We start from the raw sequence: 15,638 nt of genomic DNA on the forward strand, positions 1-15,638 counted from the left end.
GTGTTACCCTATCTATTTTACTATATTTTCTTAAATTTTTCTGAAAATTATTCGCTGTCAAGCAATTGAACATCTGCTACATTTTTACGAAGCATGAGAATGCCGTCACCCAGAGGTACTAATGTTGCAGTGAGTCCTGGATTGTCTAAAGTTGCATCAAATAATCTTTGAAGGCCTCGATAAATAGTTCGCTGGCCACGACGAACCTCCATAATGTCCTTGGCAACATCACCACCTTGAAAAATATCATCCAAGACAACCACACCACCGACTTCCAAATGTTTGAGGATTTCTGGCAGAAAGACGATGTATTTAGACTTGGCTGAATCCATAAAGACGAAATCATAGGACTCTGTCAAGGTAGATAAGACATCTACCGCATCTCCTTCTAGGAGCGTAATTTGCTTGCGACTGTCAAACTGGGTGAAATTTTCCTTGGCAAATCCAATCATTTCTGGATTGCGGTCAATGGTTGTAATCTTAGCATTTGGCGCATGTTCAGCCATCAAGAGGGCTGAAAAACCGATAGCCGTCCCAATTTCCAGAATATTTTTAGGCCGCATGGTTTCCATGAGAAAACGGAAATAAGCAACCGTTTCATGAGGAATAATGGGAATATTTTCCTTGCGAGCAAAGTCTTCCAATTCTTTCAAAGATCCTGTGACTTGCTTTTGGCGCTGACGCATCAAGTCCACAATTTCTTCTTTGACAACAGGACGACGCATGTTATGGTTGGCATTTTTACTATACGATTCAACCATCTTATGCCAATCCCAATTTTTCAACAAGGGCTTCAAACTCATTTAAGCGACGTTCGAAGACTGCAAAAGCATCGTTGAGATAGTCTTCCTTCTCCATATCAACACCAGCTTTTCTCATGACATTAAGTGGATAGTCAGACTTACCTGCCTTGAGGTAGTCGATATAACGGTCACGGTCTACTTGACTACCATGAACAATCTTTTCAGCCAAAGCTGAGGCTGCTGCAAAACCTGTTGAATATTGATATACATAGTAGTTATAGTAGAAGTGTGGAATGCGAGCCCACTCGTACTGGATTTCAGGATTGTCTTCCTTACTCAAACCATAATACTCTTGGTTCAAGTCTGCGTAGAGTTTATTTAGGAAATCGCTTGTCAAGACTTCACCATTTTGATCCGCTTGGTGAATCGCGTGTTCAAATTCAGCAAATTGAGTTTGGCGGAAAACTGTTCCACGGAAACCATCTAGGAAGTTATTGAGAATAGCAAAGCGAGTTGTGTCATCTTCCACTTCTTCCAATAATTTCTCCGTCAAGATATTTTCATTAGTGGTTGAGGCAATCTCAGCCAAGAAGATAGAATAATCTCCGTAAACATAAGGTTGAGTTTCACGAGTATAGCTTGAGTGCATACTATGACCTGTTTCATGAACAAGAGTAAAGAGATTGTCTAGATTGTCCTGCCAGTTAAGAAGCATAAAGGCATTGGTATCATAAGAACCACCTGAGTAGGCACCTGAACGCTTGCCTTGGTTTTCGTAAACATCAATCCAACGATCGCTGAAGGCACGTTTAACACGACTCAAGTAATCCTCACCCAAGACTGCCAAGGCTTCTTCGGCCTTTTTCAAAGCTTCCTCGTAAGTAAAACTATATTCAACAGATGAAAGCGGTGTGTAGACATCGTACATCTTAAGGTCTGAAATTCCCAAAATCTTTGAACGAAGTTCAAGGTAACGATGCAAGAGTGGCAAATGCTTGCGAACTGCTGCTACCAAATTGTCATAAACACTTTCTGGAACAAAATTTGCTGCGAGGGCTGCATGACGAGCACTCTTGTAGTTGCGAACTTTGGCTCGGTAGTTTTGTACTTTAACATTGGTTTGTAAAGTTTTAGCATAGGTGTGTTGGAATTGCTCATAAGTTGCATAAAGGGCTTGATAGGCACCACGACGAACCTCACGGTTTTTAGACTCCATCAAGCGTGTGTAAGTCCCATGAGATAGCTGAACTTCCTTACCATCATCGTCGAGGACATAAGGGAACACAATATCCGCATTGTCCAAGATAGCGAAGGTTTCACTTGCCGAACCAAAGATTTCCCCAGCTCCAGCTAATAATTCTTCTTCACGTTGTGAAAGAACGTGTTCCTTGCCTTGTAAAAGCTTGTCAAAATAGTGTTGATAAACCTGCAATTTTGGTTGAACTTCTAAAAAGTCAGCATACTGCTTTTCGCTAATATCCATAAATTCAGGTTCATAGAATGAAAAAGCTTGGTCTAGCTGGCTATAGAGAGTCATTGCCTTAGCATAGTACTCTTGGTACTTGGCTTCACGTGTGTCTTGGTCATTCTTCATATGAGCATAAACGTAAAGCTTCTCCATTTGGCGTTCCATTTCAAGAGAAAATTCAGTAATTTCTAGTAGGCTATCCGCACTATCCAAGAGATGACCTTCATACTGGGCTACTGTCTCCAATTGTTCTGTTAAATCTTTTAAGGCTTCTTCCCAAGCCTGGTCAGTTGGGTAAATCGTTGATAGATCCCATGTATCTTTTTCATTTATTTCATGTCTTTGTAATACCATTAGATTCCTCCATCCTTTTTATTTTACCATATTTTTCAAGAAATATTGCTGATAAAAGGCTGGTGGATAAAGCTTTTGCCAATCATTTTGAGGATTTTCTTGGTAATAGGTTTGAAAATACTGATAATAGCTGGTCAAATCTTGCTTAATCTGGCAAAACTCACCTACTAGTGGTCGAATTTGTGGATACCATTCTTTCAGCCCATAAGTCAGGATATTATCTCCCTTTTCATAAGCTTCTGCTTGTTCTTTCATCCAAATAGGATTTTGGTAATAGAGTTGCTGTCGGATATAGCGACAGATGTCCTTATCCTCAGAAACTGTAAAATGAGATATTTTTTGTTTCTTATAAGGGAAACGCAATATTTCCAATAAACTAGCTTGACCATAGAGAAATTCCTTGATTTGATAATGGAGTTTACCGCGGAGATCTTGGTGAATCAGGTATTTGAGTCTTAAAACTTGTTTTTCACTGTCTAATTCCCAAACATAAAAGCCCACGTTTTGACTAAAATAGAGAAAACCTTCTTGCAGACGAGTCAAACGCTCCTTGAGCCAAAGTTTTTCTCCCAGTAACCACAGTACTTGGTAACCCTGACTACGATAGCCCTCGCTACGCTCTTTAAGAAGTTTCTGTGGCAAGGGACTACACTGAACCTCTAAAGCTAGGTTGCCATTTACAAACACATCCGCAATCTGTTTAAGCTCTGGAAGCAGATATTCTAATTGCACCTCTGCCTCTTTGTTCAACCAGTGATAAAGGACTTCCTTATTTTCCAAGTGTTCTTGACTTTCATTTTCAGAGGAAAAATCACAGTCTTTTAAGGTTTTGTGGGCAAAATGGGTCCGGACACTTGGTCCTTGACGCAAACGGAGCTGACCTCCACAAGCTGGGCAGGTGTATTCTTCCTTCTCAAGTTTATCCTCTAACACATTTACCAATTCTCCCCTAGCATCTCTCGCAACAAACATGATTCCCTCCTTTTCTATATTATTCGTAAAAAAAGAAAAAGATCAGGAAATTTCCTAATCTACATCACTCTATAATTTTAGAGTTGCAAGCGGCTTTCAAGAGCTTGTGTCAACACTTCAGAATAGTTCACTTTCTCACGATCTGCAAGTCTGACTAGCCACTCTGGAACCGTAACATTTTTTCGAATCGCTTTATTATTCTTTACGAAAGGCAAGGGATTGACCTGAATCAAAGTCACAAATCCATCAGGAGCTTTCAACTCAGCAATGTCACTAGGAGTAGGCAAAGCCAGTCCTTCATCAATATAAGAAGCTAAAACACTCTCAAGCATTTCCCGAGCATTTTTCATTGCAAGTTCAATCGTTGCTCCTTCAGTCCCGCCTCCAAATTCAGGAAATTCAACCCAGTATCCAGTGCCTTCTCTATGAAAAATAGCAGGATAAGATTTTAGCATAATACACCTCCACAATTTCCAAATCAACTATAATCCCAAATCTTTTAATATTTTTCTCTCTAAACCTTTTCCTAGATCCTCATTACCGTGAACTGGAATAGTGACAAGATAGGGAACCCCTTCTTTCTTAAAATGATGATGACTTCCTCTCTTACGAACTTCAATCCATCCATTTGCAAGAGCTAATTTTACCATTTCCTTACCTGTGATTGGCATTTATCGTCACCTTTCTATCTAAAATTATACTTATAATGCGTATTTTTGTCAATTCTTCTATCTTATCTATTCGTAGAAAAGAAAAAAGATCAGGAAATTTCCTAATCTTCATTCATGTTTATTTGATTTTCTTAGCTAGCATGGTCGCAAAGCGTAGTTGAATACGATTGCCATTCTCATCGCGACGGTGAAGATGGCCTGGATTTTCATTGTACTTAATCAATTCCCAGTCCTTGTAGTAGTCTGCCAATTCCCCTTCTTTAAAAGTGAATGGGAAGTTAACCGAGCAAGGATAATCCTCCGTGTCCATGGCACAAACGATAAGATTATAACCACCGACCGTGGTATGCTCCTGCATATTTTTGATAATTGCAGGAATGCGGTCTGCTTGCAAAAACATCAAAACAACTGTCGATACGATGAAATCATACGCTTGCCCAATACTGGATGAATTGATATCGTAAAGGCCAACAGGCATATCCAGGTCTTCCTGCTCCACAATGCTTTGCAAGATTTCAAGAGATAATTCATTTTGATCCACAGCTGTCACATCAAAACCTTGCTGGGCTAGAAAGAGAGCATTACGGCCTTGACCACAGCCCAAATCTAAGGCTTTCCCTGGTTTTACTTTCTGCATAGCCTCTAGGACCTCTGAATGAACAGGATTGGTATTGTATTTCTTAGGAAAATAATCCTCAGGTTTACAATAAAATTCCAAATACCATTCTACATCGTCTGTAGCAGCCTCTACTCGGTGCCAGGCTTGTGGTTGTGCCATGGGATTGTCAGCCCCTGCTTCAAAGAGGTGCTCAGCTAAAACCTTACCATCCTCTGTCAATTCAATAAACTTGAGAGTTCCTTTTAAAACAGTAATCTTGCCCCAAGTCCCAACCTTGGTATTGTGCTTTTGCTGAACAGCCTCTGGCATGGTTTCTTTAGTCCACAAAGGCATACGTTTATAGGCAACTAGTTTTTCCATTTTCATTTCCTCTTTTTATCGCTGATTAACAGCTTTCATCACGCGCGCAATATCGCGATTCTGCTCACGACGTTTGATTGACTCCCGTTTATCATAGTCATGCTTCCCTTTAGCTAAACCTAAAAGGAGCTTGGCATATCCATCTTTGATATAAACTTTAAGAGGAACCAGGGTCATTCCTGTCCCTTTGGTCTCTTGCTCCAATTTTTGGATTTGCTTTTTATGGAGTAGGAGTTTGCGACGACGTTCTGGTTCTTGGTTCCAGATATTGCCCTCTTCGTAAGGAGCGATATGAACATTGCTCAACCAAACCTCCCCATTTTTCACTTGGGCAAAGCCGTCCTTGAGATTGATTCTAGCAGCTCGTACACTCTTGATTTCAGTTCCAGTCAGGACCATCCCTGCCTCTAGCGTATCTACGATTGTATAGTCGTGGCGCGCCTTTTTATTTTGTGCGACGACCTTTCCCTCGCCCTTTGCCATGCTTGGCTCCTTTCTTAGCTACTTCCTTATAAAAAGGTTTCTTTCCTTTTTTCTTCTTGTCTTTTTGTGAATGCTTGCGCTTCTCATTTGAGCGTCCTGATTTTCTCTTATCTTCCTTCTTATCTGAACGACGACTTGAACCACGCCCCCTGTCACTGCGATTAGACTGTTTTAAGCCTTTTTCAATCACATCAAACTCACTTGGGATATATGAGAAGTCAATTTCACCCGTCATCTTGTCAGCTCTTTCAACTCGGATACGAATCTGTTGCCCTACACGGAAGGTTGTTCCTGATTTTTCTCCACGAAGAGTCAAATCACGTTCGTTGAAATGATAAAATTCAGGTAAATTAGTGATGTGAATCAAGCCTTCAACTGTGTTTGGCAATTCGACAAAGAGACCAAACTTGACAATGCTGGACACAACCGCATCGTACTCTTCACCCACGTATTCTTCCATGTACTCAGCCTTTTTCATGGCTTCGACTTCACGCTCGGCCTCGATAGCTCGACGCTCACGGTTGGAAGACTGGGTCGCAATCTCTGGAATCACTTGTTCAAAATGCTCTGCTATTTCCTTAGAACGGCCGTAATCACGAATCATACGATGAACAAGAAGGTCTGGATAACGACGAATCGGACTGGTAAAGTGAGTGTAATAGTCAGCTGCTAATCCATAGTGGCCGTGATTGTGCTCCGAATAGCGAGCCTGCTGCATAGAGCGTAGAAGCATCATGGATAATACATCTGCATAAGGTTCTCCCTCAACAGCACTCATGATGTCTTGGAGAGCCTCCTGGCTAATCTCACTAGCAGTCCCATAAATGCGCAAGCCAAAGCTTGAAGCATAATCAATAAACTTCTGAACTTTTTCAGCCTTAGGCTCCTCGTGAATTCGATAGATGAAAGGTAGATCCAGCTTGCTGAAATGCTCGGCAACTGTTTCATTGGCCATCAACATGAAGGACTCAATCATGCGCTCGGCAACACCACGCTGACGAAGAACGATATCAACAGGCTTACCTTGTTTATCCACTAAAATCTTAGCTTCATTGGTATCAAAATTGAGGGCTCCACGTTTCACACGCATATTTTCTAAAGTTTCATGAAGCTTGGCCATGAGTTCGATACTAGGGACAATTTTCTGATATTCTTGTCTCTTTTCCTTGTCTCCAGCTAGGATATCATTGACATCACTGTAGGTCATCCTGAAGCTAGTCTTGATAACTGTTTGTGTAATGGTGTAATTGACCACGCGACCATGTTTATCAATCTCCATAATGGCAGACTGGGTCAGGCGGTCCACTTGGGGATTGAGAGAGCAGATGCCATTTGACAGTCGTTCTGGAAGCATTGGTACCACACGGTCTGTCACATAGACAGAAGTCGCGCGGTTAAGGGCTTCCTTGTCAAGGGCAGAACTCTCGGTCACATAGTAAGAAACATCTGCGATGTGAACACCAAGCTCCAGATTTCCATTTTTCAAGGCCTTGATATGCACCGCATCGTCCAAATCCTTGGCGTCAGCACCATCAATGGTAAAGGTAATCTCATCTCTCAAATCCATACGACCTTCCATATCCTTTTGAGACGGAGCATCAGACACACTTTCTGCTTCCTTGACAACAGCCTCTGGAAATTCTGAGACAATGTCCATAGACTCCAAAACCTCAAGAACATCAATTCCGACATCCGTCGAGTGCCCCACCACATCGAGGACACTCGCGACAAAGAAATCATGTTTCTTACTTGGATATTTGTCGATAAAGACCTTGATAACTTCTGTTCCTTCTAGTTTTAGAGCTGGTTTCTTGACATAAATCGGTTGGCTGATTTTCTGATTTTTTGAACGGATGTAACCAGCATACTTGGGTTTTTCCTGATCTAGAACGATTTGGCCGACAACTGTTGTCAAGCTGTGTTCTAATATATCAATAATTTTCGCTTCGGCTGCTGTTCCTTTATTTCGGTCAGCGACTTTCTTAATCACTACCTCGACGGTATCACCATCAATAGCATAGTTAACATCGTTTTTTCCTACAAAAAGATCGTCCTCCTCGCCTTCCAGACTAACAAAGCCAAAGCCATTTTTATGGGCATGAAAAATCCCCTTGAGAGTAATCTCATGTTTTTTCTTGACTTCCAAAGTCAAAGTTCCATCTTCTTCAAAGCGTATCTGGTGCTTTCTTTCCATTAAGGACAAGGTTTTAATCAACTCACGAAAATCCTTGGACCCGTCTTTTCCCAAAGCCTGAGCCAAGTCATTGACAGTTACCTTTCCCTTATCTTGTAAATATTCTTTTATTCTGTCTTTCATATTTTCTTTCTAGATTTTTTATTTTCTTTTACTGTAAAACCTTCTCAAACATCCTTTAAAAATAAAAAGAGGCAAAGACCTAGTCCTGCCCATTATTTTCTTATCTACTTGATAATACCGTCAATGCTAAGGCAATGGCTAGCCAGAAAAAGACTAAAATCCCTGTCAAACGCTGCATTACAGCTTCGAAACCACGTGCTTTACTGCGTTCAAACAAATCACCTGAGCTGGCATCAAATACATTGCTGGATTGGTTTTTGGTTGGTTGCATGAAAATCGCAATCACAATCACAACAGATAATACTAATAAAATGGTTAATAATAGGTTATACATATCAAACTCCTTAAAATCCCTATTATTTTACCATAAAATCTACTTAGATTCAAGATGTAGGGTTACTTTTCTTTCCTTGGGACAATACTTTAAAACCTCGATCTTGTCTGGATGGGTTTTTGAATTTTTACTGGTTAGGTAATTGATACTGCCACAAGAGGAGCATTTGAGATTAATTTTTACTCGCACTAGATTTCCTTTACTTTTAATAATGTTCGAAATTGAAGCAGGTTAAAGAGACAACTAAAGGCAACACAAAGGCTTGTCGCATAGAAGACTGCATGGTATCCAAATTTTCCTGCTACTGCAGAACCTGCCATGGGACCAACAACACCTCCCAGATAAAAGAATACCTGATTGAAGGCAAAGACCCTCGAAATGCCGACTTTGGGCGTCATCTTGCTGAGAAGGGCATTAACTCCGGGAATCAAGGCACCAGTTCCCAATCCAAAAAGGAAACGATAAAGTCCTAATTGAAGGGGGCTAGAAGCATTAGCACAGTGGAGATAGATGATAACTGAATAAAACTGGGCTACAATCAAGAGACGATGATTGCCCACCTTGTCACCTAGCTTTCCCATGACTCCTGCACTCATCATACTGGAAAAGCCCATACTGGATACAATCAAACCTGATACAAAGAGAAGATTCTCTGTCTGGCCTAAGTCGCGTACATAAAGTGCTAAAATAGGGCCGATTGATTGGGCTGAAAATTGGATGACAAAACTGGTCAGAAAGAGATTGACCAAGAGATAGGGATATTTAACTGATGTAAATAATTCCTTTGTTGGGATGGCCTTTTCCTTGGCCACTGGTTGAAAATCTTCCTTGATAAAGCAAATAGTTAGAATAGCAGCTAAAAATAGAAAACAACCAACCAGTAAAAAGACAGTACGAATACCAAATAATTCTGCGATAAAGCCACCAATAAAGGGACCAGTTAGAGTACCTGCAACTACGCCTGTAGACAAAGTGCCTAAGGCAGAGCCTGATTTCTCCTTGGGAACTTGACTGGCTATCAAGGCTGTTGCATTGGGAACAAAACCCGCAAATACACCATTCAGTAAACGAAGAAAGATTAGCCAATAGATATTTGGGATAAAGGCTAAGCCTCCCATAGTAATGGTCATGGCCATGCCAGCCCGAATCATCATGGGTTTTCGACCGTACTTATCAGCAAGGATTCCCCAGATAGGAGAAAAGAGCGCCGCGGAAATGGCAGAGACAGAAATAGCTAAACCTGCATAAAAAGCAACTTGATCACTCCCTACACCTAAATTTTCCACAAAGATGGGCATAAAAGGCACAACTAAGGAAATACTGGCTCCTGTCAGAAAATTACCAAACCAGGCAATGCGCAGATTATCCTTCCAGTTAATCTCTGTCATCTTCACTACCTCCCTCAAGCAGGGAGAAGACCTGAGTAAGAAGCTGGTCCTGATTTCCATTGTTGTTTAAAACCTGGCTGGCCAAATCTTTCTTTTTTTCTAAAGGCCACTGGGCTGCCAGACGAGACTTAGCTTCATCTTTGGACAACTGGTCCCTTTTCATTAAGCGTTTCACTTGGACATCTCGGTCCACATAGACCAACCAAGTCTCATCAAACCAAGCGCTGTAGGCCTGCTCAAAAAGTAGGGGAATATCCATGAAGAAAATCTCTTCTGTCTGAGCCAACTGGTCTCTCAACGTAGCTAGTTCCTCACGGATAATCTCTCCTTGGATTTGCTTAGACCATTCTCGTTCTTCAGGATTTGAAAAGATAAGACTAGCTAGGAGAGGGCGATTGAGTTCTCCATTTTCTAATACAATTTCTTGACCAAAGTGCTGGACTAGAGCTTCAAACAGACGACCACTAGGTTCCTGTAGTTGGTGGACGACTGCATCAGCATCCACCACTTGAAAGCCTTGCTTTCTTAGAAAATTTGTCACGGTTGACTTACCAGAGGCAATTCCTCCTGTAATTCCGATGATTTTTCCCATCAGTCCCTCCTTTGACACTGAGGGCAAAAGTGAGTTCCACGTCCGCCTAGTTGGATTTTCTCAATGATGGTACCACAGCGTACACATTCTTGACCAGCCTTGTCATAGACCTGATGAAAATCCTGCATGGTTCCATCTTCCCCAAAGGCATTGGTATAGGTCCGAATGGTGGAACCACCTTTGTCAACAGCCTGGCCCAAAACAGCAATGGTCTGGTCATGAATGGCTGTCGCTTCGTCTGCTGTTAAATTCTGGGAAGGTCTAGCTGGATGAACCTGAGCTCGCCAGAGAACCTCATCCACATAGATATTGCCAAGACCAGCTACCAAGGTCTGGTCTAAAAGATGGGATTTGATAGTCTTTTTAGACTTATCTAAAGCTACTTGAAAGACCTGCAAATCAAAGTCTTGTTCGCTTGGTTCAGGCCCTAGTTTTTTAGAAATAAAGTAGGCTTCCAAAAGGTCAGGAGCCAAGAGTTCCATGGTTCCAAACTTGCGTACATCCTCATAAACAAGCGTGCCACCATCTTCAAACTGGAAGAAAACATGGGCATGCTTGCGTTCGGGAACCTGGTACGGATAATAAAAATACTTGCCCTCCATCCGCAGATGAGAAATCAAGACCTTGTCTGTCAGGTAGAAAAGTAAATATTTGCCACGACGTCCCATTGACTCAACAACTTGACCAGGCACTTCCTTTTGAAACTCGTCCAAATCTGTCTTAATCATCTTGGGATAGCGAATTTCTACACTCGAAATCTTCTTTCCCAAAATCAATTTTTCCAAACCACGTCGAACGGTTTCAACCTCAGGTAATTCAGGCATAAGTCCTCCTTCTGTAAAAACAAGAAGCAGGCATGAGCCCACCTCTACTTAGTATTCTTTTTCATTATAGCCAAAGTCAGCCAAATCTAGCTTTTTATCGCGCCAGTTTTTCTTGACCTTGACCCATGTTTCTAGGAAAACCTTGTCTCCTAGCATGAGTTCGATATCACGACGGGCCATACTACCGATTTTCTTAAGCATAGCGCCACCTTTACCGATGATAATCCCTTTTTGGCTATCGCGCTCGACCATGATGGTTGCACGGATATGAACCTTGTCTGTCTCTTCGTCTCGTTTCATAGAATCAACTACTACTGCAACAGAATGCGGAATCTCTTCACGAGTTAGGTGCAAGACTTTCTCGCGAACCATTTCTGAAACCAAGAATCGTTCTGGATGGTCTGTGATTTGATCAGACGGGAAATATTGGAAACCTTCGTCCAGATTTTCACTCAAAATATCCACTAAACGTGAGATATTATTTCCCTGAAGGGCTGAGATAGGAACAATTTCCTTGAAGTCCATCTGATTACGGAAATCATCAATCTGAGACAAAAGCTGATTTGGGTGAACCTTATCGATCTTGTTCACCACCAAAATCACTGGTACATTAGCAGCCTTGAGACGCTCGATAATCATGTCGTCTCCCTTACCACGCGCTTCATCAGCAGGCACCATAAAAAGAACAGTATCCACTTCACGAAGGGTGCTGTAGGCGGATTCGACCATGAAATCTCCAAGAGCCGTTTTAGGCTTATGAATCCCTGGTGTGTCGATAAAGACGATTTGTTCCTTATCAGTCGTGTAAATTCCCATGATTTTGTTGCGCGTTGTCTGCGCCTTGTCACTCATGATGGCAATCTTTTGCCCCATGACGTGATTTAAAAAGGTTGACTTCCCAACGTTGGGACGTCCTAAAATGGCTACAAAGCCTGATTTAAAAGTCATAATTTCCTCTTACTGTTTAAAATAATAAATCCCAGATTCGTGGGAGAAAAATCAATGCGCCTGTTAAGGCTGCAAAAAGAGAGACCACTAATACCGCGCCAGCCGCCATATCCTTGGCATTTTTAGCCAGCATGGAAAAGTGATAGTGACTGGCCAAATCCACCACATTTTCAATAGCAGAATTGATAATTTCAAAGGCTACTACCAAGAAAATGCTCAATAGGAGAAAGAGCCATTCGATTCGTGACACCTGAAAAACAAAACCTGCAAGAATGACTACAAGAGCCGTCACTGCATGTTTTCGCATATTGCGTTCTTCCTTGATGGCAGTAAAAATTCCTGTGAGAGCAAATTCTAAACTGGATATCAGGTCACGATTTTTCCATTTTCGTTTATTGTCTTGTGAGTCCATAGGCTGTCAAAATTTCTTCTTGTAAACCGAACATCTCCGCTTCTTCTTCCGGAGTGTAGTGATCATAGCCGTTGATATGTAAAAAGCCGTGTACTGCCAAGAAGCCCATCTCACGCTCAAAGCTGTGGCCATATTCCTCGGCCTGCTCATGTGCCTTATCGATAGAGATGAAAAGTTCCCCAATATAGGCATCAAACTCAGACATCATCTCTGCCAATTCTGGATTTTCAAGTAAATCTTCTTCGTCAAAGGCAATTTCTAACTCTGGTTTATACTCGAGGCTGATAACATCTGTCGGACGGTCTGTGTCACGGTACTCAAGATTAAGTTCATGACTACGTTCATTGGTCACAAAGGTGACTGCCATCTCCTTGTCTTCTTTGCCTAATTTTTGGGCTGCAAATTCCAAAATTTCTTGGGTTTGTCGCAACATTTCTTTTGAAACTTGACCAGTTTCATCTACCATTTCAATATACATGTGCTTCTCGTTTCTCTTTACTTGGCTTTATTATACCACATTTCCATGATTTTATTCTACCTTTTTGATATAATACTATGGAATACAATCACAAGGAGAGAACGATGTCATTTGACGGATTTTTTTTACACCACATGGTTGAGGAATTGCGAAGAGAGTTAGTGAACGGTCGCATCCAGAAAATCAATCAGCCTTTTGAACAAGAGTTGGTCTTGCAAATCCGTAGCAATCGCCAAAGCCATCGCCTGCTCCTTTCTGCCCATCCTGTTTTTGGACGCATCCAGCTGACCCAAACGACTTTTGAAAATCCATCCCAACCTTCTACCTTTATCATGGTTTTAAGAAAATATTTGCAGGGTGCCCTGATTGAGTCGATTGAGCAAGTGGAAAATGACCGTATTGTGGAAATGACAGTTTCCAATAAAAACGAGATTGGGGACCATATCCAGGCTACCTTAATCATCGAAATCATGGGGAAACACAGTAATATTCTACTGGTTGATAAAAGTAGCCACAAAATCCTCGAAGTCATTAAACACGTTGGTTTTTCACAAAATAGCTACCGTACCTTGCTTCCTGGGTCGACCTACATCGCTCCACCAAGTACGGAATCTCTCAATCCTTTTACTATCAAGGATGAAAAGCTCTTTGAAATCCTACAAACTCAGGAAACGAGAGCTAAGAACCTTCAAAACCTCTTTCAAGGTCTGGGACGTGATACGGCAAATGAATTGGAAAACATTCTGGTTAGTGATAAACTATCTACTTTCCGAAACTTTTTCAATCAAGAAACCAAACCATGCTTGACTGAGACTTCCTTCAGCTCAGTTCCTTTTGCAAATCAGGTGGGAGAGCCTTTTGCCAGTCTTTCTGATTTGTTGGACACCTACTATAAGGACAAAGCTGAGCGCGACCGCGTCAAACAGCAAGCCAGTGAACTCATTCGTCGTGTTGAAAATGAACTTCAAAAAAATCGTCATAAGCTTAAAAAACAAGAAAAAGAGTTTCTGGCGACAGACAACGCTGAAGAATTTCGCCAAAAAGGAGAATTGCTAACAACCTTCCTCCATCAAGTGCCTAACGACCAAGACCAGGTTATCCTAGACAACTACTACACCAACCAACCTATCACGATTGCGCTTGATAAGGCCTTGACTCCCAACCAGAACGCTCAACGCTACTTTAAACGTTATCAGAAATTAAAAGAAGCTGTCAAATACTTGACTGATCTGATTGAGGAAACCAAGGCAACCATTCTCTATCTGGAAAGTGTGGAAACTGTTCTCAACCAAGCTGGGCTGGAAGAAATCGCTGAAATCCGTGAAGAATTGATCCAAACAGGTTTTATCCGCAGAAGACAGCGAGAGAAAATTCAGAAACGCAAAAAACCAGAACAGTATATGGCGAGCGATGGCAAAACCATCATCTATGTCGGACGCAATAACCTGCAAAATGAGGAGCTAACCTTTAAAATGGCACGCAAGGAGGAACTTTGGTTCCATGCCAAGGACATTCCTGGAAGCCACGTTGTCATCTCAGGCAACCTAGACCCATCTGATGAAGTCAAGACAGACGCAGCAGAACTTGCAGCCTACTTCTCTCAAGGTCGCCTTTCAAATCTGGTCCAGGTGGATATGATTGAAGTCAAAAAACTCAACAAACCAACTGGTGGCAAACCAGGCTTTGTAACTTACACGGGACAAAAGACCCTCCGTGTCACACCAGACCCAGAAAAAATCGCATCCATGAAAAAATCCTGATTTCACTTGAAATCAGGATTTTCTTTTACATTTTACTCTGCAATTAAGGTTTCCAATCCAACCTTCATCATATCAGTGAAGGTATTTTGGCGTTCTTCTGCAGTCGTGTCTTCATCTGGATTGACCAAACTATCAGAAATAGTCATAATAGCTAAAGCATCAACATGGTGTTGAGCAGCAAGATAGTAAAGAGCTGCTGCTTCCATTTCCACAGCCTTGACGCCCCATTTACCAAGTTCGATGTTCTTTTCAAAGTAGTTTGAATAAAAGACATCAGATGACAAAACGTTCCCAACATGGGTTGTCATACCAAGATTTTTGGCAATATGATAAGCCTTATCCAACAAATCAAAGCTAGCGATTTGTGGAAAATCATACTGTGGCCAGTCGTTGCGGATGATGTTTGAATTGGTTGCAGCTGCTTGCGCCAAAACTAATTCACGGACGTGAACGTCTTCATTCAAAGAACCTGCTGTTCCCACACGGATCAATTTTTTCACACCGTAGTCCACAATCAACTCACGCGCATAAATCGAAATCGATGGCATCCCCATCCCAGTTCCCATGACAGATACACGGTGGCCCTTGTAAGTACCAGTGTAACCAAACATGTTACGCACTTCGTTAAAACAAACAGCATCTTCAAGGAAATTCTCCGCAATAAACTTAGCACGAAGAGGATCCCCAGGAAGAAGAATTTTATCAGCAATTTCACCCTGCTGAGCAGCAATATGGATAGACATAATTTATGATTCAAAGAGCGACAAGAAAACGACTGAAAATTAGGAATCTGACGAGAAATCCTGATTTCTCAGTCAGATTATCTATTTTCCAAGTTTTCCGCTCGTGTTCAAATCAGAACACACGCTCTACCTTTCTTTTTTTATATTCAGGATAGCGACAGAGAACAAAGTA

18 protein-coding genes are annotated in these 15,638 nt (G+C 41.6%); 1 reads left to right on the top strand and 17 read right to left on the bottom strand.

The window, feature by feature from the left end:
* Window positions 1–47: 47 nt before the first annotated feature.
* The 16 genes from D8855_RS02580 to ybeY form a co-directional block, all read right to left on the bottom strand.
* A complete protein-coding gene (locus D8855_RS02580; RefSeq protein ID WP_115904483.1) occupies window positions 48–761 on the bottom strand; it encodes an O-methyltransferase in 714 nt (237 codons plus the stop codon).
* A 1-nt stretch (window position 762) separates the two neighbouring features.
* Window positions 763–2,565: an oligoendopeptidase F gene (gene pepF, locus D8855_RS02585; protein WP_125415848.1), complete on the bottom strand. Its 1,803-nt coding sequence runs from the start codon at window positions 2,563–2,565 to the stop codon at window positions 763–765.
* Between the two features lie 18 nt (window positions 2,566–2,583).
* Window positions 2,584–3,537 (bottom strand): competence protein CoiA, encoded by a 954-nt coding sequence (locus D8855_RS02590; RefSeq protein WP_125415851.1) that lies wholly within the window; start codon window positions 3,535–3,537, stop codon window positions 2,584–2,586.
* Window positions 3,538–3,614: 77 nt separating this feature from the next.
* Window positions 3,615–3,992: a type II toxin-antitoxin system HicB family antitoxin gene (locus tag D8855_RS02595; RefSeq protein WP_033688727.1), complete on the bottom strand. Its 378-nt coding sequence runs from the start codon at window positions 3,990–3,992 to the stop codon at window positions 3,615–3,617.
* Window positions 3,993–4,019: 27 nt separating this feature from the next.
* Complete coding sequence (locus tag D8855_RS02600; RefSeq protein WP_049491803.1) at window positions 4,020–4,208, bottom strand: type II toxin-antitoxin system HicA family toxin; 189 nt, start codon at window positions 4,206–4,208, stop codon at window positions 4,020–4,022.
* 118 nt (window positions 4,209–4,326) lie between these two features.
* Window positions 4,327–5,187 carry an SAM-dependent methyltransferase TehB gene (gene tehB, locus D8855_RS02605; RefSeq protein ID WP_061589918.1) on the bottom strand — a complete coding sequence of 287 codons (861 nt, stop codon included), beginning with the start codon at window positions 5,185–5,187 and terminating at the stop codon, window positions 4,327–4,329.
* A 15-nt stretch (window positions 5,188–5,202) separates the two neighbouring features.
* A complete protein-coding gene (smpB, locus tag D8855_RS02610; protein ID WP_001051750.1) occupies window positions 5,203–5,670 on the bottom strand; it encodes an SsrA-binding protein SmpB in 468 nt (155 codons plus the stop codon).
* The gene (rnr, locus tag D8855_RS02615) at window positions 5,633–7,987 is read right to left on the bottom strand and encodes a ribonuclease R (protein ID WP_125415853.1); all 2,355 of its coding nucleotides are present in this window, start codon (window positions 7,985–7,987) and stop codon (window positions 5,633–5,635) included. The genes smpB and rnr overlap by 38 nt, the downstream gene beginning before the upstream one ends.
* A 100-nt stretch (window positions 7,988–8,087) precedes the next feature.
* Window positions 8,088–8,321 (bottom strand): preprotein translocase subunit SecG, encoded by a 234-nt coding sequence (gene secG, locus D8855_RS02620; RefSeq protein WP_000282517.1) that lies wholly within the window; start codon window positions 8,319–8,321, stop codon window positions 8,088–8,090.
* A gap of 39 nt (window positions 8,322–8,360) precedes the next feature.
* The gene (rpmG, locus tag D8855_RS02625) at window positions 8,361–8,510 is read right to left on the bottom strand and encodes a 50S ribosomal protein L33 (RefSeq protein ID WP_001809104.1); all 150 of its coding nucleotides are present in this window, start codon (window positions 8,508–8,510) and stop codon (window positions 8,361–8,363) included.
* On the bottom strand, window positions 8,510–9,709 hold the full coding sequence (locus D8855_RS02630; RefSeq protein WP_125415856.1) for a multidrug efflux MFS transporter PmrA: 1,200 nt from the start codon (window positions 9,707–9,709) through the stop codon (window positions 8,510–8,512). The genes rpmG and D8855_RS02630 overlap by 1 nt, the downstream gene beginning before the upstream one ends.
* Window positions 9,696–10,301 (bottom strand): dephospho-CoA kinase, encoded by a 606-nt coding sequence (gene coaE, locus D8855_RS02635; RefSeq protein WP_049551528.1) that lies wholly within the window; start codon window positions 10,299–10,301, stop codon window positions 9,696–9,698. Before coaE ends, D8855_RS02630 begins: the two co-directional genes overlap by 14 nt.
* Window positions 10,301–11,125, bottom strand: a complete 825-nt coding sequence (mutM, locus tag D8855_RS02640) for a DNA-formamidopyrimidine glycosylase (protein ID WP_125415858.1) — start codon at window positions 11,123–11,125, stop codon at window positions 10,301–10,303. The genes coaE and mutM overlap by 1 nt, the downstream gene beginning before the upstream one ends.
* A 48-nt stretch (window positions 11,126–11,173) precedes the next feature.
* Entirely contained in the window at window positions 11,174–12,073 is a 900-nt protein-coding gene (gene era / locus D8855_RS02645; protein ID WP_125415861.1) for a GTPase Era, read from the bottom strand.
* A 16-nt stretch (window positions 12,074–12,089) separates the two neighbouring features.
* Window positions 12,090–12,485 (bottom strand): diacylglycerol kinase family protein, encoded by a 396-nt coding sequence (locus D8855_RS02650; protein ID WP_000378166.1) that lies wholly within the window; start codon window positions 12,483–12,485, stop codon window positions 12,090–12,092.
* On the bottom strand, window positions 12,466–12,963 hold the full coding sequence (ybeY, locus tag D8855_RS02655; protein ID WP_049510566.1) for an rRNA maturation RNase YbeY: 498 nt from the start codon (window positions 12,961–12,963) through the stop codon (window positions 12,466–12,468). The genes D8855_RS02650 and ybeY overlap by 20 nt, the downstream gene beginning before the upstream one ends.
* 104 nt (window positions 12,964–13,067) lie before the next feature.
* On the opposite strand from ybeY, the gene pavA reads away from it, so the two are divergent.
* Window positions 13,068–14,723, top strand: a complete 1,656-nt coding sequence (gene pavA, locus D8855_RS02660; protein ID WP_125415864.1) for an Rqc2 family fibronectin-binding protein PavA — start codon at window positions 13,068–13,070, stop codon at window positions 14,721–14,723.
* A gap of 32 nt (window positions 14,724–14,755) precedes the next feature.
* Here the strand turns inward: pavA and deoD are convergent, their stop codons facing one another.
* Entirely contained in the window at window positions 14,756–15,466 is a 711-nt protein-coding gene (gene deoD / locus D8855_RS02665; RefSeq protein WP_000022093.1) for a purine-nucleoside phosphorylase, read from the bottom strand.
* Window positions 15,467–15,638 lie beyond the last annotated feature (172 nt).

The organism is Streptococcus mitis (genome assembly GCF_003942685.1).
GTDB classification, from domain to species: domain Bacteria; phylum Bacillota; class Bacilli; order Lactobacillales; family Streptococcaceae; genus Streptococcus; species Streptococcus mitis_CD.